Source organism: Muricoccus harenae (assembly GCF_009848505.1).
Taxonomy (GTDB): domain Bacteria; phylum Pseudomonadota; class Alphaproteobacteria; order Acetobacterales; family Acetobacteraceae; genus Roseomonas; species Roseomonas harenae.
The window spans coordinates 20,785-42,335 of the sequence record NZ_WWDL01000017.1; the positions used below are offsets into that span (position 1 = coordinate 20,785).

19 protein-coding genes and 1 pseudogene are annotated in these 21,551 nt (G+C 69.1%); 14 read left to right on the top strand and 6 right to left on the bottom strand.

The window, feature by feature from the left end:
• Nucleotides 1–44: 44 nt before the first annotated feature.
• Entirely contained in the window at nt 45–299 is a 255-nt protein-coding gene (locus tag GSE44_RS13390; RefSeq protein WP_159349340.1) for a hypothetical protein, read from the bottom strand.
• A gap of 522 nt (nt 300–821) precedes the next feature.
• Between GSE44_RS13390 and GSE44_RS13395 the strand changes: the two genes are divergently transcribed.
• The 4 genes from GSE44_RS13395 to GSE44_RS13410 all read left to right on the top strand — a co-directional run bounded on the left by GSE44_RS13395 (nt 822) and on the right by GSE44_RS13410 (nt 4,491).
• Nucleotides 822–2,321, top strand: a complete 1,500-nt coding sequence (locus GSE44_RS13395) for a hypothetical protein (RefSeq protein WP_159349341.1) — start codon at nt 822–824, stop codon at nt 2,319–2,321.
• Nucleotides 2,318–2,641, top strand: a complete 324-nt coding sequence (locus GSE44_RS13400; protein WP_159349342.1) for a glycosyltransferase family protein — start codon at nt 2,318–2,320, stop codon at nt 2,639–2,641. The genes GSE44_RS13395 and GSE44_RS13400 overlap by 4 nt, the downstream gene beginning before the upstream one ends.
• A gap of 60 nt (nt 2,642–2,701) precedes the next feature.
• Nucleotides 2,702–3,592, top strand: coding sequence for a glycosyltransferase (locus GSE44_RS13405; RefSeq protein WP_159349343.1), 891 nt, complete (start codon nt 2,702–2,704; stop codon nt 3,590–3,592).
• A 113-nt stretch (nt 3,593–3,705) separates the two neighbouring features.
• A complete protein-coding gene (locus tag GSE44_RS13410) occupies nt 3,706–4,491 on the top strand; it encodes a GDSL-type esterase/lipase family protein (protein WP_235924797.1) in 786 nt (261 codons plus the stop codon).
• A gap of 19 nt (nt 4,492–4,510) precedes the next feature.
• Here the strand turns inward: GSE44_RS13410 and GSE44_RS13415 are convergent, their stop codons facing one another.
• Together GSE44_RS13415 and GSE44_RS13420 are read right to left on the bottom strand one after the other, a co-directional pair.
• Nucleotides 4,511–5,629, bottom strand: coding sequence for an alginate O-acetyltransferase AlgX-related protein (locus GSE44_RS13415; RefSeq protein WP_159349344.1), 1,119 nt, complete (start codon nt 5,627–5,629; stop codon nt 4,511–4,513).
• Nucleotides 5,630–5,648: 19 nt separating this feature from the next.
• Nucleotides 5,649–7,070: an MBOAT family O-acyltransferase gene (locus tag GSE44_RS13420; RefSeq protein WP_159349345.1), complete on the bottom strand. Its 1,422-nt coding sequence runs from the start codon at nt 7,068–7,070 to the stop codon at nt 5,649–5,651.
• Nucleotides 7,071–7,541: 471 nt separating this feature from the next.
• Between GSE44_RS13420 and GSE44_RS13425 the strand changes: the two genes are divergently transcribed.
• Nucleotides 7,542–8,732, top strand: coding sequence for a M20 aminoacylase family protein (locus tag GSE44_RS13425; RefSeq protein WP_235924798.1), 1,191 nt, complete (start codon nt 7,542–7,544; stop codon nt 8,730–8,732).
• A gap of 20 nt (nt 8,733–8,752) precedes the next feature.
• Entirely contained in the window at nt 8,753–9,682 is a 930-nt protein-coding gene (locus GSE44_RS13430; RefSeq protein ID WP_201306064.1) for a nucleoside hydrolase, read from the top strand.
• Nucleotides 9,683–9,687: 5 nt separating this feature from the next.
• Here GSE44_RS13430 and GSE44_RS13435 read toward each other — a convergent pair whose 3' ends face one another.
• On the bottom strand, nt 9,688–9,978 hold the full coding sequence (locus tag GSE44_RS13435; protein ID WP_159349346.1) for a hypothetical protein: 291 nt from the start codon (nt 9,976–9,978) through the stop codon (nt 9,688–9,690).
• Nucleotides 9,979–10,106: 128 nt separating this feature from the next.
• Here GSE44_RS13435 and GSE44_RS13440 point away from each other — a divergent pair, with 128 nt between their 5' ends.
• The 8 genes from GSE44_RS13440 to GSE44_RS13475 all read left to right on the top strand — a co-directional run bounded on the left by GSE44_RS13440 (nt 10,107) and on the right by GSE44_RS13475 (nt 18,983).
• Nucleotides 10,107–10,838: a glycerophosphodiester phosphodiesterase gene (locus GSE44_RS13440; protein WP_159349347.1), complete on the top strand. Its 732-nt coding sequence runs from the start codon at nt 10,107–10,109 to the stop codon at nt 10,836–10,838.
• A 77-nt stretch (nt 10,839–10,915) separates the two neighbouring features.
• On the top strand, nt 10,916–11,722 hold the full coding sequence (locus tag GSE44_RS13445; RefSeq protein ID WP_201306065.1) for an ABC transporter ATP-binding protein: 807 nt from the start codon (nt 10,916–10,918) through the stop codon (nt 11,720–11,722).
• Entirely contained in the window at nt 11,719–13,620 is a 1,902-nt protein-coding gene (locus GSE44_RS13450) for a long-chain fatty acid--CoA ligase (RefSeq protein ID WP_159349348.1), read from the top strand. Before GSE44_RS13445 ends, GSE44_RS13450 begins: the two co-directional genes overlap by 4 nt.
• Before the next feature lie 2 nt (nt 13,621–13,622).
• A complete protein-coding gene (locus GSE44_RS13455; protein WP_159349349.1) occupies nt 13,623–14,516 on the top strand; it encodes a branched-chain amino acid ABC transporter permease in 894 nt (297 codons plus the stop codon).
• A 4-nt stretch (nt 14,517–14,520) separates the two neighbouring features.
• On the top strand, nt 14,521–15,588 hold the full coding sequence (locus tag GSE44_RS13460; protein WP_159349350.1) for a branched-chain amino acid ABC transporter permease: 1,068 nt from the start codon (nt 14,521–14,523) through the stop codon (nt 15,586–15,588).
• A 40-nt stretch (nt 15,589–15,628) separates the two neighbouring features.
• The gene (locus GSE44_RS13465; protein WP_159349351.1) at nt 15,629–16,912 is read left to right on the top strand and encodes an ABC transporter substrate-binding protein; all 1,284 of its coding nucleotides are present in this window, start codon (nt 15,629–15,631) and stop codon (nt 16,910–16,912) included.
• Complete coding sequence (locus GSE44_RS13470) at nt 16,912–17,751, top strand: ABC transporter ATP-binding protein (protein WP_159349352.1); 840 nt, start codon at nt 16,912–16,914, stop codon at nt 17,749–17,751. Before GSE44_RS13465 ends, GSE44_RS13470 begins: the two co-directional genes overlap by 1 nt.
• Nucleotides 17,748–18,983 carry a phenylacetate--CoA ligase family protein gene (locus tag GSE44_RS13475; RefSeq protein WP_235924799.1) on the top strand — a complete coding sequence of 412 codons (1,236 nt, stop codon included), beginning with the start codon at nt 17,748–17,750 and terminating at the stop codon, nt 18,981–18,983. Before GSE44_RS13470 ends, GSE44_RS13475 begins: the two co-directional genes overlap by 4 nt.
• A 21-nt stretch (nt 18,984–19,004) precedes the next feature.
• On the opposite strand, the pseudogene GSE44_RS13480 reads toward GSE44_RS13475, so the two are convergent.
• Together GSE44_RS13480 and GSE44_RS13485 are read right to left on the bottom strand one after the other, a co-directional pair.
• A pseudogene (locus tag GSE44_RS13480) lies at nt 19,005–20,521 on the bottom strand (YifB family Mg chelatase-like AAA ATPase).
• Nucleotides 20,509–21,540 carry an arginase family protein gene (locus GSE44_RS13485; protein WP_159349353.1) on the bottom strand — a complete coding sequence of 344 codons (1,032 nt, stop codon included), beginning with the start codon at nt 21,538–21,540 and terminating at the stop codon, nt 20,509–20,511. The pseudogene GSE44_RS13480 and the gene GSE44_RS13485 overlap by 13 nt, the downstream one beginning before the upstream one ends.
• Nucleotides 21,541–21,551 lie beyond the last annotated feature (11 nt).

Genomic DNA, 21,551 nt, shown 5'->3' on the forward strand with positions numbered 1-21,551 from the left:
AAATGGCCCAGAGCATGGCCGTTCAGCGGGTTGCCGCTGCCCAGCTAGCCCATCCGCAGGCCCTCATGCGGGGCGACTGGCATCGGCTCCACGGCCGGCATGAAGCCGAGGGTTACGACGGGGCTAGTCGTCGCCTCCTCCAGCACCTGGCGCTCGTCGTCCTGGATCGCCAGCACGAGGTCGGCGCGGTCCAGCCCACGTCCCTCCTGCTCGGGCGTCGTGTGGAAGAAGCCCACCGGCAGGCCCAGGGCCTTCAGCCGCAGATGGCGATCCGCGAACACGTCATGTGTGTCGAGCACCCGCAGTGTGCCGGGGGGGGGACAGTTCCAGCGCCCGGCTGAGGAAGACATATTCCACCAGCACGAGGTCGTAGCGCTTCTCCGCCGCGAGAGCGGCAATGGCGTCCTCGAGATCGGGCGGGAACCAGTCGTCGATGGCGAAGGTTTCGCCGAGGCTCGGCGCTTCCTGCGTCCGATCATAGGGATGAGGTAGAGCCGGTTCCAGGCGGCGCGCATCGCCTCTAGCGCCTCCTCCGGGACCGCCTCGCGCTGGATGAAGGCAAAGTCCACGCGATGCCCGAAGCCACGAAGTGCGGCGAGGAGGGTGTGGATGCGCTGACGGTTTCCGGCATCCTGCGGATGCGTGGGCGTCGGCGATATGACGAGGCAGTGCATTCGTCCTGGCATTCGGGTCGGGGGGCAGCATAGAGGGGGGGGAAGGTAGCGCGGTCAAGGCGGGCCGGGCAGGGCGGCGCCCCAGAGGCGCGCCGGCGGCATGGGGCGGACCGTAACGAAGGGCCCGCCGCGAGAATTCGGCAGCTTATGTATTTCGAGCTCGGACAGGCCCTGCAGGCGGAGATCGACTGCGCGGGCGACATCGGTCCGGACCAGGGGGCGGTGTTCGGCTGGGTCCGGCACCCTGCGGGCCAGACGCCGCTCCTGCATGTGGAGAAGAGCGGGGGCACGCGGGTCTCGACAATCCTGCTCGCGCTCCATCCCCGCACGGATATCCACGCGCCCCGGGGGACCGCGGTCTCCGGCTTCACCCTGATCCATGACATCCCGCCCGGCGCGGCCGGCCGCCTGCTGGTGGTCGACGCCGGAGGAGCGGAGGTCGCCCTCGATCTGCTCGCCTATGGCCCGCCGGCGGAGCCGGAGGCTGCGATCCTCGGCCGCGACCCCGCGGCCAACTTCCAGTTCCTGCAGGCCGCCGCGCGGGATCCTGCGCGGATCCGGGCCCTGTCGGCCGGGGATGTGCCCCTGGGCCTGTTCGGCGGCTGGCTTGACCGGTTGCCGCGCTACACCGGCGCTCCCGGTCCCTCCCTGGCCTTCCGCCGTCTCTCCATCGCCTGCACCGGCGACGGCGAGGTGGCGATCTCCGGCGATTTCGGCGCGCCTGGCGAAGCGTCGGAGGTGACTGCCTGCGCCCTGGTCCGGCTGGGCGATGCCCCGCCCATGGTCGCGCCGCTTGCGCAGGAGAGGTCCGCGCCGCTCGGGACCGGCTTTGCCCTGTGCGGCCAGCTCGCACTTCCGCCATGTGCGACGGTGGAGCTGGTGGTGCAGCTTCGGCGTGGTGACCAAGCCTGGTGGTTCCGGGCCGAGGCGGAGGCGGTGGCGCTGCCCGCCTTCCTTAGGACCCTCACCCTGGAGAGAATCGAGTTGCCCGGCAGCGACGCTGGGGTGCTGCATGGATGGGTGCGCGAAGTGCTGCGGGACCGGAGCGACCGGCTGCGCGGGCGGCTCTCCGGGCTGGGACTCCCGCTGGCGGGCCCTCGGGATCCAGGGTTTGGCGGCCGCACGGAGCCGGCTGGCGGGACGGCGCTGCTCTTCGGCCTGCATGACGACTATGCCGCCCGCCTCCTCGCCCTCCTCGCGCCGCAGATGGAGGCGCAGTTTCGGCGCATCGTGATCAGCGGCGCCGCCGCCGGCCGCGCAGCCGCGGCGCTGCTGCGGCGGGGACGCGTCGAGGTGCTGGTTGAGGAGGAGGCCGAGGGCGCGCTGGCAGCGGCCTCGGCCGGTGCTGCCTCGGTCACCCCGATCGATACGCCAGCCCTGGTCGACATCGCGATCGAGGGCAGCATGGCACGGGTGGCCGGGCACGCGCTGCCCGCCGACCGGATGCCGATCCTGTCCAGCCTGCACGAGGCGGCGGGCACGGGCGGGATGGAAGCAACGCTACGCCGCGTCGCCGCCATCATGTCGGGCGCCGATCCGGGGGCCCTGCCGCTGCCGGGCCAGCGCCCGGACGCCATCGGCGGCCTCGTCGCGGAACATCTGCGCGGGCTATGGGACATGGTGGCGGGCACGGAGGCACGCCGATGAGCGGCCCTTCCGTCTGTATCGTCTCCCATGCCCATCCCGACTTCTCCAAGGGCGGCGGGGAGATGTCGGCCTATCGCCAGTTCCAGACCCTGGCCGGGGAGGGCTGGGAGGCCAGTTTCGTTGCGGCCATCGAACTGCCGAACGGCCAGTCCCCCGCGGATCGCGGCGAGACGGTCGCCGGCTACGGGGAGAGGGAATATCTCTTCACCGTCAACGGCATGGAGGAGGACCGGCTCTGGTGGCGCAACCCGGAGGAGCGGCGTGCCCTGTTGCGCCTGCTCGTCGGTTTGAAGGCCGATGTGTACCACTTCCACCATTAGTGGCGCATTGGGCTGGACCTGATTGCGGAGCTGGCGGAGGCCCGGCCGGATGCGCGGCTGGTGCTGACGGCGCATGAGATGCTCGCCATCTGCAGCCACCACGGACAGATGATCCGCACCCGCTCCCGCGAACTGTGCAGGAAGGAGACGGCGCAGCGCTGCCTTACCTGCTTTCCGGACCAGACTCTGGAGCGGCTGCGGCTGCGCAAGGCGATGATGCTGGCCGGCCTGCGGCACTTCCACCATTTCGTCTATCCAAGCCATTTCATTGCCGAGCGCTACCGCGCCTGGGGCCTTTCGCCCGACCGTGCGACGGTGCTGGAGAACTATCTCGGCGACGACCTGCTGGCGGTGCCCCGGCAAAGCCGTGACAGCGAGGGCCTCGCCGGGCATTTCGCATTCTTCGGCCAGCCCACCGAGTTCAAGGGGCTCGACACCCTCGTTCCCGCCTTCGCTACGGCGCTGCGCGAGAAGCCGGTGCTGAGTCTTGTCATCCATGGCACCACGGCGGAGGAGGCGCTGCGCTTCTTCCCCGCTCTGGAGAAGCCCGTCGCCGCGGGCGCCGACCGGCTGATCTTCGCAGCGCGCTACGACTCGCATGACGTGCTGCCGCTGATGGCCTCGGCCGGCTGGGTGGTGATGCCCTCCGTCTGGTGGGAAAATTCGCCCGTGGTGATCCAGGAGGCGCGCCGCGCCGGCACGCCGCTCATTGTCTCTGGCATCGGCGGCATGGCGGAGAAGGTGCAGGACGGTGTCGACGGGCTGCATGTGCGGGCGGGATCGGTGCCGGACCTGACGCGCGCGCTGCTGCAGGCCCCGGTTCCCGAGACCCATGCGCGGCTTTCCGCCAGCCTGCGGGACGTGATCGGGCGCGAGGAATTCGTCGCCGCCCTCGGCGCCATCTATGCGCGCCCAGGGACCTCCGCGCCGCGCATCATCCGCGCTGCTTGACCAGCAGCGGCGCGGTGGCCAGCGCGCAGCCGGGCTGCTATTACCATTCGGCCGGATCGCAGGGCGGGCGCGGCCCGTCGCTCCGCCGGCCTGGTGTCCCAGGAGGGTCCGGCTTGCGATTCCGTCACGCGCCGCGTTGGCATCGCCTCCTCCGGCTGATTGGCCTCGGCTTGGTGGGCATGGCGCTGGTGCCGTCTGCCCTGGCCCAGTCGCGGTCGGCGCTCGATTGCGCGGCCCTGCCGCCACGGCCCGCCATGCCACGGGAGGCGGTGCCGGCCTATCTTGAGGATCCCAACTGGCGCGGCCGCGTGGCCGAGCTGAGCCGGCAGACCGCGCGCGACCTGTCCCAGGTGCAGCTAGTCTTCCTGGGCGATTCGATCACCCAGGGCTGGTTTCCCTTCTTCTGGGATCATTTCTACGGGCACCGTGCGGCGTTGAACCTTGGCGTCAACGGCGATTTCACTCAGGGAATGCTCTGGCGGCTCCAGCAGGGCGGGCACTGGCCGGCCACGCTCCGCCCGAAGCTGGTGGTGCTGCTGATCGGTACCAACAACACGCAGTACGGCCCGCCGGATGACACCGCGCTCGGCATCGCCGAGATCCTGCGCTTCATCCGCCAGCGTTCCCCGGCTACGCGGATTCTACTCGTCGGCGTGCTGCCGCGCGGGGCCGATGCGACCGAGCCGGCACGCCGCCTGAACCAGCGAGTGAACGAACTCGTCGCGCGTTGCGCCGATAACCGCACCATCTTCTTCACCGATCCGGGCGGCCTGCTCCTCGACGGCCAGGGGCGGCTTTCGGACCAGGTCGCCTTCGACCTCCTGCACCTGACCGGCTACGGCTATGCGCTGCTCGGCGCGGGGCTGGAGCCCTCCATCCGCCAGCTTCTGGGGCGCTGAGCGGACCCTGCGGCCCGGGCTACCAGCGCCGGATGAAGTCGCGCTCGGCCTGCGTCAGGGGCTGGGCCACCACACGTTCGGGGATTTCCCAGACCACCAGCTTCGGCGGCGACTGGCGGAAAGACGCGCCCGCGAAATAGGTGGCCGCCGCCCCGGCGAAACCGCCGCCGGCGGTCGCGGCATTCAGCACGGTGCTGCGCAGCGCCACCTGCAGGGCGCCATGGAAATTCGCATTCACCGAGTAGGAGGAGCCGATCAGCGCCACCTCCGGCGCTGGCGTTTCGTCCAGCAGCCCGCCGCCACCCCCGGGCGCCTCGCTGCGCTCCAGGCGCTGCCGGTCGGGGTCGGGGCGCAGGGCATTGGGGACATGGTCCAGGCTCATCAGCCGCAGCAGATCGCCCGGGCCGTCCGTCTCCTCGGCGGCAAGAGTGGTGCGGTAATCCTCGGCGCGCGACAGCGGCGCCTCGTGCAGCGCGCCGGCGATCGCGGCCGCCGCCGCCTTCGCCCCCTCCTGGTTCCAATGCGTATCCGTGCGGTACCAGGCACCGCCGCGCGCCTCCTGCGCCTGGAGCGCCGGCAGCAGCGCGATCGGGCCGATGCCCTCGACGCGCAGCGCGGCCAGGAAGGCATCGTGGCGGGCATCGGCCTGCCGCGAGCGCGGTGCGCCGCAAAGCTCGGCGGCCTTCACCCGCGCCTTGTCAGGCACGACGGCCACGGCCAGTGCGATGCCGCGCGCGGCCAAGGCGGCATTCACCCAGCGCACACCCTCGGCCCGCTCGGCCATCGCGGCTTCCGCGTGTGGCCAGGGGCGGAACTCCTCGGTCAGGAACAAGGTGTCATCGCAGCCAACCCGCACCTGCGGGCCGCCGGAGCCGAAGAGGTTGTAGCGGAACACGCCGCCGGCGGCGCGCAGGAGCGGGTCGGTCGGAAGGTCATGGGCGAGGACGGTGTTCACCGCGCCGGTGAGTCGACCTGAGAAGAAGGAGTCGATGTTGAGCACCGGGCGCAGGCGCTGGGTGCCCTCCTCGCTGGCGACGGCGACGATCCCCTGCCAGGCGCCGAGGACGAGAAGCAGCACGGCAGCGGCGCCCTGCAGGGCGGCGGCGGGTTGCGCGTTCTTCCAGGTGGTGCCGGTCATGCTCGTCCTCTCCTGGCGCTCAGAACTGGAAGTAGAGGAAGGGCACGGCGGCGCGGCTATAGAGCAGCACGACGCCGAGCAGGAAGCCAAGCAGCGGCCCGACCACCCAAAGGCCGCGCCAGTAGCTTCCCATCAGCTCCGGCGCGCGCAGCACGGGCAGGCGCGGCCCGAGCAGCGGCAGATAGACAAGCACCACCGCGATGAGCATCGTCCACCACTGGTCGGGCGTAACCTGCCAGGCGAGCTCATCGCTCAGTCCGGCTCCGTTTACGCCGATCATGCCGCCATACATGGTGGCCGCATTGCCGAGGTCATGCGCGCGGAACACGACCCAGCCGATGACGGCCGCCAGCATGGTTAGCGCATTGCCCAGGATCCAGGGCATCGGCCTGTGCCCGGCCTGTTGCCACAGCCTGTGCGCCGCCAGCAGCGCGCCATGCCAGGCGCCCCAGATGATGAAGGTCCAGTTGGCGCCGTGCCAGAGGCCGCCGATCACCATCGTCAGGAACAGGTTGAGATAGGTGCGGAAGCGGCCTTTCCGGTTTCCGCCGAGCGAAATGTAGAGATAGTCGCGCAGGAAGCGCGACAGCGTCATGTGCCAGCGCTGCCAGAAGGCCTGGATCGAGCCAGACAGATAGGGGTGGTTGAAGTTCTCGGGGAAGTGGAAGCCAATCATCAGCGCCAGGCCGATCGCCATGGCGGAATAGCCCGCGAAGTCGAAATACAGCTGGAGGGTGTAGGCGATGGCGCCGGTCCAGGCATCGGCCAGCGTCGGGTTTGGCAAGGCAAAGGCGGCGTCCGCCACCAGCGCCACCGTGTCGGCGAGGCAGACCTTCATCGCGAACCCGATCATGAAGCGCCGCGCGCCGAGGCCGAACTGCGCCAGGGTATGGGGGCGCGAGACCAGTTCGTCCTTGATCTCCGCATAACGAACGATGGGGCCCGCGATCAGCTGACTGAAGATCGCCTTATAAGTTGCGTAATCCAGCAGCTTGCGCGTGACCGGCACCGTGCCGCGCCAGATGTCCACCAGATAGGACACGGATTGCAGCACATAGAATGAGAGGCCGATCGGCAGGATGATCTCGGTCCAGGGGACCGGCCCGAAGCCCATCGAGGCGCGGACGTCGTTGAAGGCGCCCACGCCGAAATTCGCGTATTTGAAATAGGCCAGCACACCGAGATTGCCGGCCAGCCCGATGACCAGCAGCCATGTGCCCTGCCGAGTTTGCGGACCGATACGGTCCATCAGCCGCACGGTGTAGAAGGTGAAGATCGTGCAGAAGAGCAGCAACAGCAGGAAGTCGACGCGCCACCAGGCGTAGAAGGCCCAGGAAAGGATGAGAATCGGCCAGTTCCGGTGGCGGAACGGGGTGAGGAAATAGGCTGCGAAGAACAGCGGCAGAAAGAGGCACAGGAACTCGAAGGAGGCAAAGATCATCGGGTGCCGTGCGCCCCCGCCTGCCCGTCAGAGCCAACCACCCGCGCCATGGAAACCCCCTACGGCGGCCGCCCGCATCAGGGCAGCGGCGTGTCGGTCCTCCCCAGGACCGCCGGGGGGGTTTAGGGTGAATCCTGAATCGCGCGCAACGTGGCAAATTCTGAGACGATGTGACTGTTCCGGAATGTGATACGAAATCTGCACTGTTACCCCTTGGCCGCAGCCTCCATCGGTTGGGCGGGGTCGCACAGCGTTCCCGTGGCGGCATCGAAAATGCCCAGATCAGTCGGATGTGGGCCCGGATTGCAGGCCAGCGAGATAGCGGTGATGCCGCGGAAGACGCGAAAGGGAGGCTTCCAGTCCATCACCGCATCGGCCGCCTTCCGCAAATGGGCGAAGCTCGGGGTGCAGCTGGCGGGATGGAGGGCAAACTGGCATCTACGCCGCGCCCCCCCGCAACGGAGCCCCTTTATGCCAAATGTCGAGGCGCTGGAACCGCTCGCCAAGGCCATGACGACCTGGCGCCGGGACCTGCACGCCCATCCGGAGCTCGGCTTCGAGGAGCAGCGCACCGCCGCCCTGGTCGCGCGGGAGCTGCGCGCCGCCGGGATCACGGTGCAGGGGGGGATCGCGGGCACAGGTGTGGTCGGCACGCTGCGGGGAACCGCGGGCGGCGCGGGCGGCAACCGTGCCATCGGGCTACGCGCCGACATGGATGCGCTGGCCATGGAGGAGGCGACCGGCGCCCCTTGGGCCAGCCTCTCCCCGGGACGGATGCATGCCTGCGGGCATGACGGGCACACCTCGATGCTGCTGGGGGCGGCGAAATGGCTCGCGGCGAACCGGGAGCGCTTCGCGGGTACCGTCCAGTTTATCTTCCAGCCTGCGGAGGAGTCGCGCGGTGGCGCCCAGGCCATGCTCGCGGACGGGCTGTTCGAGCGTTTCCCCGTTGACGCCGTCTACGGCATCCACAACCTGCCGGGCCTGCCGCTTGGCACCGTGGCGGTACCGAAGGGCCCGGTTCTGGCCAGCTCGGACACCTGGGAGGTGAGCTTCCGCGGGCGCGGCACGCATGGGGCGAAGCCGCATCTCGGCACGGATGCGATCCTGGCGGCGGCCGCCTTCATCACCGCGCTGCAATCCATCGTGGCGCGGGAGCTGGACCCGATGGCCACAGGGGTGGTGAGTGTCGGCCATATCGCCGCAGGCCATCCCGAGGCGCCGAATGTCATCCCCGCCCAAGTCCTGATGCGCGGCACGGCACGGGCCCTCTCCGCCGAGGTGCGGGACATGCTGGAGGCGCGGATCGGCGCAATTGCCGAGGGCGTGGCCGCGATGCATGGGGTGGAGGCCGTGCCAGTCTACACCCGCCGCCTGCCGCCGACGGTGAACCACCCGGCCCAGGCCGTGCTGATGCACCGGGCGGCGGCGGCCACCCTCGGCGCCGCGCAGGCGCGCGATGATCATCCGCCGATCACGGCCGGCGAGGACTTCGCCTGCATGCTGGAGGCCCGACCCGGCGCCTACGCTTGGCTCGGCACGGGCGATCCGGCCCATCCCGAAGGCTGGCACCACAACCCGCATTTCGATTTCAACGATGCCGCCCTGCCCGCGGGCGCCGCCTTCCTCTGCAGCATCGTGGAAGCGGAGCTTGGCGCTTGAGCGGCGCTCAGGCTCGGGCCTTGCCCCGCCGCCAAGTGATTCTGGACTGTGATCCCGGCACGGATGACGCCCTGGCGCTCTGGCTGGCTCTGGCCTCGCCGGAGATCGACCTGCGGCTGGTCACGGTGGTGGGTGGCAATGTCGGGCTCGAGCGAACGGTGGCGAATGCAGCCGCCGTGGTCGGGCTCGCGCGGGCGGTGGTGCCGGTGGTCGCCGGGGCCGGGCGGCCCTTGCGCGGGCACTTCGCCGGCGATGGGCGCGTGCATGGCGACGACGGCCTCGCCGGGGTGGCGCTGCCGCCAGGCCCGCCGCCGATGCCCGCCGTGGCGGCCGATGCCATCCGCACGCTGCTGCGGGCGTCGCCGCCCGGCGGGATGACGCTGGTCGGAATCGGGCCCGCCACCAACCTCGCTTTGGCGCTGGCAACGGAGCCGGAACTGGCCGGGCGGCTGCGCGAGATCGTGCTGATGGGTGGCGCCTGGGGGGAGGGGAACTGGACTCCTTCCGCCGAGTTCAACGCGGCCAGCGATCCGGAGGCGCTCGACATCCTGCTCGGCCTCGGGGTGCCGGTCACGCTGGTGACGCTGGACTTCACCGCCCAGGCCTTGGTTACTCCCGAAAGGGTCGACGCCATTCGCGGGCTGGGGGGCGGCGCCTGCCTGCGCGCCGCCTGCGACATCATGGCTGCTGTCCCGCCCTCCCGCCGCCTCGGTGGCCTGGGGCATCCGTTGCACGACGCCTGCGCCGTAGCTTGGCTGGTCGCGCCGCACTTGTTCCAGACGCGGCCTGCATCGGTCCAGGTGGATTGCGGCCACGGGCCCGCGCGTGGCCGAACCCATGTCGACCGCTGGGGGCGCAGCGGCGCCCTGCCGCAAGTCACGCTTCCCGAAACCCTGGATGTGGCGGGCTTCTTCACCCTGTTGGGGCAGCGGCTGGCGCGGCTTCCCTGAGCGGCCTATTCGGCCGAGGTGACCTCCAGATGGGACGCGATCCAGCCGCGGATCGCGTCGTCCACCCCGTCCATCTCCAGCGAAGTGGTGACACTGGTGACCAGCAGCATGCCGTCCGCTCCCGCGCGGCGCACCGCCTGGCGAAGATGGGAGAGCAGGTAGGAGGGCGAGACGCTGGTCGCGACGAGCATTCCGCCCGCCAGCATCCAATGGCTTTCGCTCAATTCCCAGGTGGCCGCCTGCATGGCCTCCAGCCCGGCCGGAGGCAGTTCGTACAGGACAAGGCTGAGTGCCATTCGGATCGCTTCCGGTCGGCCCTTGGACAGGCCGTGTTAATGCGGGAGCTCGGCCTGGAAGGCCATCCCCGCGCATGGTACCCGCCGAGCATCCCAGGCCTAGCCGCACAGATCAACGGGGACGAACCATGACCGAAATCATCGCGCATCGCGGTGGCGCCATCCTCTGGCCAGAGAACAGCCTGGCGGCGTTCCGTAACGCGATCGCGGCCGGCGTGGATGCGGTGGAATGCGATGTTCATCTCTCCGCCGACGGGGAGGTGATGGTGATGCACGACCCCATCCTTGACCGCACGAGCAACGGACGCGGCCCGCTGGCCGAGCGGAGCGCAGAGGAGCTTGCGGGGACGAAGCTTATCTCGGCCGGCGGCGAGGGCGTGCCGCGGCTGGCGGAGCTGGCGGGGTTGGTCAGTGCCTCGAAAATTGGGCTGCAGGTGGAGATCAAGGAGGATGCGCGCGGCCGGCCCTATGTCGGCATCCTGGACCGCGTGCTGGCGCAACTGGACGGGGCCGGGTTGCGCGCGCGGACCGAGCTGATCGTGTTCGAGGCGGAGATGGCCGCCGCTGGCCTGGCGGCCGGCGGCTTCAGCAACGTCGCCTGGCTCTTCTCGCCGGCGACGCTGGGCAAGCTGGGGACCGGCGGCGTTCTGGCGGTGGTGCGGCATCTCGGGGTCGCCATGGTGGAGACGCATGAGTCGGTACTGGATTCCGGACTGCTCGCCGCGCTTCGCGGGGCCGGCCTGCGCGTCGGCGCCTGGGGCGTGAATCACGTGGCTTCGATCGAGCGCATGCTCGCGCTCGGCGTGGATGTGATCGCGACCGACGACCCGGTGCTGGCGTTGGCTATGCGCGACCGCTAGCCACGCAGAAGGCACTTGCGAGGACCGCGCGCGGCCCCCATGCTCCTCTCAACAATAAGATCGAGGGGAGCGTCTGGGTGGGCGATCACGCGCCGATCCTGCAGGCGGAATCCGTGTCCCTGCGCTTCGGCGGAATCAGGGCGCTGACGGATGTGTCCTTCGCCGTAAATCGCGGCGAGGTCTTCTCGATCATCGGGCCCAATGGCGCGGGCAAGACCTCCATAGTCAATTGCGTCTCAGGCCGCTACCGCCCGACCGAGGGGCGCATCCGCTTCGACGGGCAGGACATCACGCGGATGCGGCCGAGCCGCCGCGCCGCGCTAGGCCTGGGCCGCACCTTTCAGAACCTGGCGCTGTTCGGCCATATGAGCGTGCTCGACAACATTATGGTCGGCCGCCACCACCTGCTGCGCTCCGGCTTCCTCTCCGGCATGGTTTATTGGATCGGCGGCGCGCAGCGCGAGGAGCTGGCGCATCGGCGCGAGGTCGAGGAGATCATCGACTTCCTCGAGATTCAGCATATCCGCAAGGCGCAGGCGGGCACGCTTTCCTACGGGCTGCGCAAGCGGGTGGAACTGGCCCGTGCGGTCGCGCTGCGGCCGAAGCTGATCCTGCTCGACGAGCCCATGGCAGGCATGAACCTCGAGGAGAAGGAGGACATGGCGCGCACCATCCTCGACCTCAACGAGGAATGGGGCATGACCATCCTGATGATCGAGCACGACATGGGCGTTGTGATGGACATCTCCCACCGCGTGATGGTGCTCGATTTCGGCCGCAAGCTGACCGAGGGGCGGCCGGAGGAGGTGATGGCCCATCCCGAGGTGCGCCGCGCCTATCTTGGCGAGGTGGAGGACGCGCCGGCGGAGGCCGTGCCGGCATGAGCGCCAGCCACACAAGAGACGACACCCTGCCGCGGCTGCTGCGGCGCAACGCGCGGGCCCGTGGTGGCGATGTTGCGCTGCGCGAGAAGGCATTCGGGATCTGGCGCGCCTTCACCTGGGCGGAATACGAGGCGCGGACGCGAGCAATGGCGCTCGGGCTGCAGGGGCTCGGCGTCGGCGACGGAGATGTCGTGGCGCTCATTGGAGACAACCGGCCGGACTGGGTGATGGGCGAGATCGCCGCCCATGCGCTCGGCGCGCGTTCGCTGGGACTATATCGCGACGGCCTGGAGGAGGAGATCGCCTATCTCCTCGCCTATGCCGGTGCCACGGCCGTGATCGCGGAGGATGAGGAGCAGGTCGACAAGCTGCTCAACATCGCGGACTCCGTGCCCGGCCTGCGCTACGTCATCTATTCCGATCCGCGCGGGATGCGGAAATATTCAGACCCGCGACTTCTGCCGATGGCCAAGCTGGTGGCGCAGGGCGAGGCGGCGCATGCAACCGATCCCGCCGCCTGGGATCGCCTCGTCGACGCCACGGATGGCGAGCGGGTGGCCATACTCTGCACCACCTCCGGCACCACGGCGCGGCCAAAGCTGGCCATGCTTTGCGGCCGTGCGCTGGTGCGGCATGCGGAGATCTACCTGGCCGCCGATCCGAAGGGGCCGCGCGACGAATATGTCTCCGTCCTGCCACTGCCCTGGATCATGGAGCAGATCTACGCGCTCGGCTTTGCGCTCGTCTCACGGATGCGCGTCTCCTTCGTGGAGGAGCCGGAGACGATGATGGCGGACTTCCGAGAGATCGGCCCGAGCTTCGTGCTCTTCGCGCCGCGCGTCTGGGAGGCGCTGGCCGCCGATGTCCGGGCGCGCGTGATGGATGCCTCCCCGCTCAAGCGCCGCGCCTTCGACTGGGGGATGAGGCTGGGGCTGGCGGCCCAGGCGAAAGGGCGGCGCTCCCGGCTGGCGGACTTCCTGCTGTTCCGCGCCCTGCGGGACCGGCTGGGCTTCACCCGACTGACCTCGGCCGCGACCGGCGGCGCGGCGCTGGGCCCGGACACGTTCCGCTTCTTCCAGGCCATGGGCGTGCCGCTGCGCCAGCTCTACGGCCAAACGGAGAGCCTGGGCGCCTACACCATCCATCGCCCTGGCGAGGTGGATTTCGACACGGTGGGCGTCGCCTTCCAGGGCGTCGAGCTGCGCGTGCACGAGCCAGACGTGAACGGAGTAGGCGAAATCCTCACCCGCCACCCGAACATGTTCCAGGGCTATCACGGGGTGGAGGGCATCCCGGACATGCGCGACGGCTGGCTGCACACGGGCGACGCGGGCTACTTCGACAAATCCGGGCATCTGGTGGTGATCGACCGCATCAAGGACATCGCCACCACGGCCCGGGGCGAGCGCTTCAGTCCGCAGTTCATCGAGAACAAGCTGAAGTTCAGCCCCTATGTCGCCGAGGCGGTGGTGCTGGGCGACGGGCGCCCGCATCTGGCGGCGCTGATCTGCATCCGCTTCCCCATCGTCTCGAAATGGGCGGAACGGAACCGGATCTCCTTCACCACCTATACCGACCTTTCATCGCGCCCGCAGGTGCTGGAGTTGCTGCGCCAAGAGGTGGAGAAGGTAAATGCCACACTCCCGCCGGCCCAGCGCATCCGCAGCTTCGTTCTGCTCTACAAGGAGCTGGACGCCGATGACGAGGAGCTGACCCGCACGCGCAAGGTCCGGCGCGGTGTCATCAACCAGAAATACGGCACGATCATAGACGCGATCTATGACGGGCAGGAGGCGATCCCGGTGGACACCACCATCACCTTCCAGGACGGCACGAAGCAGCGCATCCGCACGACGCTGGCCGTCGCCTCGGTTGAACGCGAGAGGGAGGTGGCCTGAGCATGGATGGCGCGCTTCTCTTCCAGCTGCTGCTGAACGGGCTGATCGTCGGGGCGCTCTACGGCGTCGTCGCCATGTCTTTCGTGCTGATCTACAAGGCGAGCCAGGTGGTGAACTTCGCCCAGGGCGAGTTCCTGCTCGTCGGTGCCTGGATGTGCTGGTGGTTTCTCACCGACTGGCAACTGCCCTTCTTAGTCGGCTTCCTCTTCACCCTGGCCTTCATGACGCTGTTCGGCATCATCCTTCAGGTGGTGGTGCTGCGCCCCTTGATCGGGGAACCAGTGATCAGCGTCATCATGGCGACGATCGGCCTCGGCATCTTCTTCCAGGCTTTGATGAAGTGGATCTTCGGCGTCTTCGCAAAGCCTTTCCCGCCGGTCTTCAGCGCGGATCGCGTGGCGATCCTGGGGCTGGAGGTGCAGACCGCGTATCTGCTGTCGCTCGGCATCTCCATCCTCATCATGGCGGGCTTCGGCTGGTTCTTCCGCTACTCGCGCCATGGGCTGGCCATGCGCGCCACCGCCTTCGACCAGCAGGTGGCGCAGTCGCTGGGAATTTCAGTGCCACGGGTCTTCGCCATGTCCTGGGCGATTTCGGCCGTGGTCTCGGCCGTGGCGGGCGTCACTGTCGGCATGGTGAACGGGGTGTCCTCGGCACTGTCCTTCTATGGGATCAAGGTGTTTCCCGCGGTCATCCTGGGCGGGCTGGATTCCATCCTCGGCGCGGTGCTGGGGGGGCTCATCGTCGGCGTGCTGGAGAACCTGGCCCAGTATGTGGACAGCCAATGGCTGAACTGGGGGAACATGTATCAGGTGGCGCCCTTTTATGCGCTGCTTCTGATCCTGCTGATCAAGCCTTATGGCCTGTTCGGCACGAAGAACATCGAGCGGGTCTGACGCCATGACGGTGATGACGCCCGCCGGCGACTTCCGCACCAGCTACCGGGCGGACACCACCATCTTCCCCACACTGGGTGGCCGCCTGGCACTGTGGGTGGGGCTCGCGCTGCTCTGCTGCGCGCCGCTGGTCCTGGATCGCTTCTTCCTGAGCCTGCTGATCAATATCGGAACGCTTGGAATCGCGGCGCTTGGGCTGAACATCCTCGTGGGCTTCACCGGGCAGATCAGCATCGGGCACGCGGCCTTCTTCGGCCTCGGCGCCTTCGCCTCCGCCTGGCTGCACGAGCACTATGGCATCCCGGTGCTGCTCTGCATTCCGATTGCTGGGCTGATGACGGCACTGGTCGGCCTGGTCTTCGGCGCGCCGGCGGCACGGCTGAAGGGCCTTTACCTCGCCATCGCGACGCTGGCGGCACAGTTCATCCTCGAGGACTTCTTCGCCCGCGCCCAATGGTTCACCGGCGGGGTTGCCGGGCGTATCACGGAAAGCCCCGCCATCGGCGGCTTCGTCATGGACCGGGAGGAGAGCTACTTCTACCTCGTGCTGGCGTTCGTCATCGTCATGTTCGTGGCGGCGGCCAACCTGATGCGGACGCGGGACGGGCGGGCGCTGGTGGCGGTGCGGGACCACTACCTATCCGCCGAGATCATGGGGATCAACCTCGCCTATTACCGCACCCTCTCCTTCGGGATCGCCAGCTTCTACGCGGGCATCGGCGGGGCGCTCTATGCCCATCATTTGCTCTTCGTCAGCGTGGAGGCCTTCAACATCCTCTTCTCTATCCAGTTCCTGGGCATGGTCATCATCGGCGGGCTTGGTTCCATCATGGGCAGCCTGATGGGCGCCGCCTTCATGGTGGCGCTGCCGGAGGTGGTGCAGAGCGCGGCGGATGCGATCGCGGGCGGGGCGCTGGACCGGATGCTGAAGATCGGCGGCAACATCTCCTTCCTGCGGGAGATGGCGATCGGCGCCGCCATCATCCTTTTCCTGATCTTCGAGCCGGATGGGCTGGCGCATCGGTGGCGGCTCATCAAGGCTTATTGGAAGCTCTATCCCTACTCGCATTGAAAACGAGCCGCGCAATGGCGGCCCCAGGAGGATACGGACGATGAAGGCAGTTCTCGCTTTGGCGGCGGCAGTCGCGATCTCGGCGCCGGCCATGGCGCAGCAGCGCATTCCCGTCGGCCATCTGATGGATAATTCGGGCGCCACCTCGGATGTGGGCGTGCCCTATGGTCAGGGCGTGGCGGATACGCTCGCCTGGGCAAACCAGACGCGCAACGGCATCAACGGACGCCAGCTCAACGTGCTTGGCTTCGACTATGGCTACCAGGCGCCGCGCGCCGTGTCGCAATACCAGGCCTGGACCGGACGCGAGCGCGTGGTCGCGATCCAGGGCTGGGGAACGGCCGATACCGAGGCGCTGGTCCGCTTCGTGAACCGGGACCGCATCCCCTTCATCTCCGGCTCCTACTCCGCGGCGCTGACCGATGCCGGAGGCAAGTCTGGCCGGGCAGGGGTGGAGCCTTCGCCCTATAACTTCTTCTTCGGCCCATCCTATTCGGACGCGTTGCGAGGGATGCTGCGCTGGGCCGCAGATGACTGGAAGGCGCGCGGGCAGCAGGGCAAGCCCAAATACGTGCATATGGGCGGCAACCACCCCTACCCGAACTCGCCGAAGGAAGCGGGCGAGGCCATGGCGCGGGAGCTGGGCTTCGACGTGCTGCCGGCCATCCAGTTCGCCCTCACCCCGGGCGACTACACGGCTCAATGCCTGACGCTGAAGCAGCAGGGCGCGAACTACGCCTATCTGGGCAACACGGCCGGCTCCAACATCTCCGTGCTGCGCGCGTGCCAGACGGCGGGCGTGCAGGTGCAGTTCATGGGCAATGTCTGGGGCATGGACGAGAATGCCATGAAGGCCGCGGGCACCGCCGCCAATGGCGTCGTCTTCCCCGTCCGCACCCAGGTGGTCACAGGCCAGGACGCGCCGGGCATGGAGGCGATCCGCGCGATCAGCCGCATCTCAGATCCTGCCGGCAACATCTATCGTCCCGTGCACTACATGGCCGGCGCCTGCGCCGCGATGCTGATGGTCGAGGCGATGGAAACCGCCGCGGCCAATGGCGGGCAGGTCACGGGCGAGCGCATCCAAAAGGGCTTCTACGAGCGCACGAATTGGGTGCCGAAGGGCTTCGAGGGCGTTTGCACCCCCTCCACCTTCACCGCCGAGGACCATCGCGGGACGATGCGCGTCGCGATCTACCGCGCCGTCGTGAATGGCGACACCTCCCAGGGATCGGTCGGCGATCTCATCCGCGCCGGCACCATGCGGCTGGAGCCGGTGACGACCGTGGAGCTCGAGCGCAAGCGCGAGTTGCTGGGTTGGTGATGCTGGACGCCACGCAGCAGCCCGCCCCGGCGGCGATGGCGCCCGCTGCGCCGCCGCTGCTGGAGGTGGCGAATATCGAGGTCGTCTACAGCGACGTCATCCTCGTGCTGCGCGGCCTTTCCCTTGCCGTTCCGCAGGGGAAGATCGTGGCGCTTCTCGGGGCCAATGGCGCCGGGAAGTCCACGACGCTGAAGGCCATCAGCGGCCTTCTCAAGACCGAGGAGGGCGAGGTCACGCGCGGCGAGGTGCGCTTTGCCGGCGAGCGGATCGACGGCATCGACCCGCATCAGATCGTCCGGCGCGGCATCTTCCAGGTGATGGAAGGGCGCCGCATCGTGGCGGACATGACCTGCCTGGAGAACCTCCGCCTGGGCGCCTTCACGCGTCGGGACGGCGAAGTGCGCCAGGACATCGATCGCGTCTATTCCTTCTTTCCCCGGCTGAAGGAACGCACCGGCCTCGCCGGCTATCTCTCGGGCGGCGAGCAGCAGATGCTCGCGATCGGCCGCGCGCTGATGGCGCGGCCGAAGCTCATCTTGATGGACGAACCCTCCATGGGCCTCTCGCCACTGCTGGTGAAGGAGGTCTTCGGCATCATCCGGCGGATCAATGCCGAGCTGGGCGTGACCATCCTGCTGGTGGAGCAGAATGCGCGGATGGCGCTATCGGTCGCCGATTATGGCTATGTCATGGAGCAGGGAAGGGTCGTGCTGGACGGCACCGCGGAGGCGCTCGCCTCGAATGAGGACGTGAAGGAATTCTACCTCGGCGGCCATGGCGCGGAGCGGAAGTCCTTCCGCAACCTCAAATCCTACAAGCGCCGGAAGCGCTGGCTTTGAGCGCGCATTTCGACGCGCTGGAAACACGAGCGCCCGAGCTGCGGGAGGCCGCGCTGATGGCACGCCTTCCGGGCTTCCTGGAACGTGCCGCTGCCGGCTCGGCCCATGCTGCTCGTATTCTGGACCGCGCCGCTTCGTCCGACATCACGTCGCGCGATGCCCTGGCCCGCCTGCCGGTGACGCGGAAATCCGATCTCATCGCTGCGCAGGCACTCGATCCCCCCTTCGCGGGGCTGAATGGCGTGCCGGTCTCGGCGCTGGCACGGATCTTCGTCTCGCCTGGCCCGATCCACGAGCCGCAAGGGCAGGGGGTGGATACCTTCCGCTTCGCCCGCGCCCTGCATGCCACCGGGCTTCGCGCCGGCGACGTGATGCAGAACTGTTTCGCCTACCACTTCACCCCGGCCGGATTCATGCTGGAAGGCGGGGCACGCGCTCTCGGCTGTCCGGTCATCCCGGCCGGGACGGGCAACACCGAGGCGCAGGCGCGCGCCATGGCGCACCTGCGGCCGCGCGCCTATTCGGGCACGCCGGATTTCCTGAGGACCATCCTGGAACGTGCGGATGAGTTGGGCCTGGATGTTTCCGCGCTCCGCCTCGGTCATGTCTCGGGCGGCGCCTACCTGCCGGGGCTGCGGCAGTTCTATGCGGATCGCGGGCTGACCGTGCTGCAATCCTACGCCACCGCCGAATGCGGCGTGATCGCCTATGAAAGCGAGGCACGCGAGGGGCTGATCCTCGATGAGGAGGTCATCGTCGAGATCGTCCGCCCCGGCACAGGCGACCCCGTGCCGCAAGGCGAGGTCGGCGAGGTGGTGGTGACCGTTTTCGATGACGCCTATCCGCTGATCCGCTTCGCGACCGGCGACCTGTCGGCCTTCCTGCCCGGCACCAGCCCTTGCGGCCGCACCAATGGCCGCATCCGCGGCTGGATGGGGCGGGCCGACCAAGCCACCAAGGTGCGCGGACTCTTCGTTCGGCCGGAAATGGTGGCGGAGGTGGCGCGGCAATGCCCCGGTCTCGGCCGCCTGCGCCTGGTCGTGGCGGAAGAGCAAGGACGCGACCGAATGGTGCTGCGTGCGGAGGCGGCGGAGGATGCGGGGCTTCGCGAGCGACTGGCGGCGGCGCTTCAGGCCGTCACACGGCTGCGGGGCGAGGTAGAGCTGGTGCCACCCGGCACGCTGCCGAATGACGGGCGCGTGGTGGACGACACCCGGCCCCTCCCGGCCTGATCGCCTCCGCCGGCGGCCGGTTCATCCGCCCGGCTTGCGGTGCCGGAAGCTCAGCGCCTCCGCGACATGGGCCCGCCCGACCATGTCTTCTCCCGCAAGGTCGGCGATGCTGCGCGCGACCCTCAGCGTGCGCGTGAAGCCGCGGTTCGACAGGCCGAGCCGCTCCGACGCCGTCTCGGCAAGGGCCAGCGCTTCCGGCGCGAATCCGTCCCGGATCGCCTGGATCGGGGCCTCGGCATTGGTAGCGAAGCCGAGCCCCTCGTAGCGGGTCCGTTGCAGTGTGCGGGCGGTGGCCACGCGTGTGGCGGTGGTGGCGCTCGTCTCCCCCGCCGGCGCCCGGGCCAGCTCGCGGGGCGGGATGGGCTGCACCTCGATGGTCAGGTCGATCCGGTCGATCAGCGGGCCGGACAGCTTGCCCTGATAGGACTCTCCACAGCGGGGGGCTTGGCCGCATTCGCGCGCGGCATCGCCAAGATAGCCGCAGCGGCACGGGTTCATCGCGGCGACGAGCTGCACACGCGCCGGGTAGGAGACATGGGCCGCCGCCCGGCTGACGGTCACGCGCCCGCTCTCCAGCGGCTGGCGCAACGCCTCCAGCGCGGGACGGGGGAATTCCGGCAATTCGTCGAGGAAGAGCACGCCGCGATGCGCGAGACTGACCTCCCCAGGGCGAGCACGGGGGCCGCCGCCCGTGAGCGCCGCCTGGGAGGCGGAGTGGTGCGGGTCCCGGAAGGGCGGGCGAGCGCTGATCCGGCCGGATTCCAGCCCGCCCGCGACCGAGCGGACGAGGCTGACCTCCAGCGCTTCCATCGGCGAGAGATCCGGCAGCAGCCCTGGCAGCCGCGCGGCGAGCATGGACTTGCCCGAGCCCGGCGGCCCGATCATCAGGAGGTTGTGGGATCCCGCCGCGGCGATCTCCAGCGCGCGCTTGGCGCTTTCCTGCCCGCGCACCTCCGAGAGGCAGGGGCCACGCGGCTCGGCCGTCGCCGCAGTGGGGGCGCCGGCGGGCCAAGCGCCTGCCGTCCCTGGAAATGCGCGATCAGCGAACGGAGGTCGGGCGCAGCCAATGCCTCCGTGGCGCCGGCCCAGCTGGCCTCCGCGCCCTGGGCAGCAGGGCAGACCAGCCCCAGCTCCCGCTCGCCGCAGGCCAGGGCGGCCGGCAGCACGCCGGCCACGGGCTGGATGCTGCCGTCCAGCGCCAACTCCCCCATGGCGGCGAAGTGCGCCAACTCGTCGGGGGGGATGACCTCCATGGCGCCGAGCAGGCCGAGGGCGATGGGCAGGTCGAAATGGCTGCCTTCCTTCACCAGGTCTGCCGGGGCGAGGTTCACCAGGATGCGCTTCGGCGGCAGGGAGAGGCCGAGTACGGAGAGCACGGCGCGCACCCGCTCCCGGCTTTCACCCACCGCCTTGTTCGGCAGACCGACCACGGTGAAGGCGGGCAGGCCGGAAGCCACCTGCACCTGCACCTCGACCGGAACTGCCTCGATACCCTGGAAGGAGAAGGTCGTGACTCGGGCGAGGCTCACCCGCGCCATTCTCCCAGGAAGCGCGCCAGCAACCCGCCGATGACCTCCGTGTTGTAGCCGCCCTCCTGAATGATCGCCGTCGGCAGGCCCAGGGCGGCGATCGCGGCCCCGGCACGCGAAAAACCGTCCGCGGTCACACGCAGCGCCGCCAGCGGCTCGTGCTCCGATGCGTCGAAGCCCAGGGACAGCACCAGCGCCTCGGCCCCGAAGGCCCGGACGCGTGCGATGCCGGCGGCCACGGCTTCAAGCCAGTGCTCGTCGCCGGTGCCCATGGGCAGCGGCAGGTTGAGGTTGAAGCCCGCGCCGGTCCCTGCACCGGCCTCCGCTTCATGGCCGACGAACCAGGGATAATAGGAATTGGGATCGGCATGGATGGAAACGGTGAGCACGTCGGCCCGGGACCAAAAGATGCCCTGGGTGCCGTTGCCGTGATGGCTGTCGATGTCCAGCACCGCCACCCGTGCCACGCCGGCATCCCGCAATGCCTGTGCCGCCAGGGCCGCGTTATTCACGTAGCAATGCCCGCCCGCCCGCGCGGCATAGGCATGGTGGCCCGGTGGCCGGCACAGCGCATAGGCCGTGCCGCCCCTGGCTGCCACCGCGGCGGCGGCCAGGGCGCAGCCGGCGGCGGCGGTTGCCGCCTGCCAGGTGCCGGGCCCGACCGGGCAGGCCGTGTCCGCCGTGTACCAGCCCGCCTTGCCGGCGGCCTTGCTCGAAGGCCGCGCGCCCTGGGCGAGCATCTCCGGGGAGGGGTGAATGTTCGCGACGATCTCCGGCCCCGCATCGGGCGCCGAGGCCCATTCCGCGGGTCCGTCCCGAAGCCAGTCCAGGTAGTCCGGGGCGTGGATGCGCTCCAGCAATGCCCGGTCGGCCAGGGCAGGGGTGTCGGGCGCGATGCCCAGGGCCTTCAGCCCCTCCCGCAGGGCGGCCGCCCGGGCCGGGATCTCGAAATTCGGGCGCAGCACGCCGCGCATGAGGAAGAATTGCGGCGCATGCGCCGACTCCAGCGGATGGTCGAAGGCCTGCATGGGAATAGACC

What these genes read in the sequence shown, in the direction of transcription:
- GSE44_RS13395 (WP_159349341.1), top strand. Translation starts at nt 822, where the DNA reads ATGTATTTCGAGCTCGGACAGGCCCTGCAGGCGGAGATCGACTGCGCG.
- GSE44_RS13400 (WP_159349342.1), top strand. Translation starts at nt 2,318, where the DNA reads ATGAGCGGCCCTTCCGTCTGTATCGTCTCCCATGCCCATCCCGACTTC.
- GSE44_RS13415 (WP_159349344.1), bottom strand. Translation starts at nt 5,629, where the DNA reads ATGACCGGCACCACCTGGAAGAACGCGCAACCCGCCGCCGCCCTGCAG.
- GSE44_RS13420 (WP_159349345.1), bottom strand. Translation starts at nt 7,070, where the DNA reads ATGATCTTTGCCTCCTTCGAGTTCCTGTGCCTCTTTCTGCCGCTGTTC.
- GSE44_RS13425 (WP_235924798.1), top strand. Translation starts at nt 7,542, where the DNA reads ATGCCAAATGTCGAGGCGCTGGAACCGCTCGCCAAGGCCATGACGACC.
- GSE44_RS13435 (WP_159349346.1), bottom strand. Translation starts at nt 9,978, where the DNA reads ATGGCACTCAGCCTTGTCCTGTACGAACTGCCTCCGGCCGGGCTGGAG.
- GSE44_RS13440 (WP_159349347.1), top strand. Translation starts at nt 10,107, where the DNA reads ATGACCGAAATCATCGCGCATCGCGGTGGCGCCATCCTCTGGCCAGAG.
- GSE44_RS13450 (WP_159349348.1), top strand. Translation starts at nt 11,719, where the DNA reads ATGAGCGCCAGCCACACAAGAGACGACACCCTGCCGCGGCTGCTGCGG.
- GSE44_RS13455 (WP_159349349.1), top strand. Translation starts at nt 13,623, where the DNA reads ATGGATGGCGCGCTTCTCTTCCAGCTGCTGCTGAACGGGCTGATCGTC.
- GSE44_RS13460 (WP_159349350.1), top strand. Translation starts at nt 14,521, where the DNA reads ATGACGGTGATGACGCCCGCCGGCGACTTCCGCACCAGCTACCGGGCG.
- GSE44_RS13465 (WP_159349351.1), top strand. Translation starts at nt 15,629, where the DNA reads ATGAAGGCAGTTCTCGCTTTGGCGGCGGCAGTCGCGATCTCGGCGCCG.
- GSE44_RS13470 (WP_159349352.1), top strand. Translation starts at nt 16,912, where the DNA reads ATGCTGGACGCCACGCAGCAGCCCGCCCCGGCGGCGATGGCGCCCGCT.
- GSE44_RS13485 (WP_159349353.1), bottom strand. Translation starts at nt 21,540, where the DNA reads ATGCAGGCCTTCGACCATCCGCTGGAGTCGGCGCATGCGCCGCAATTC.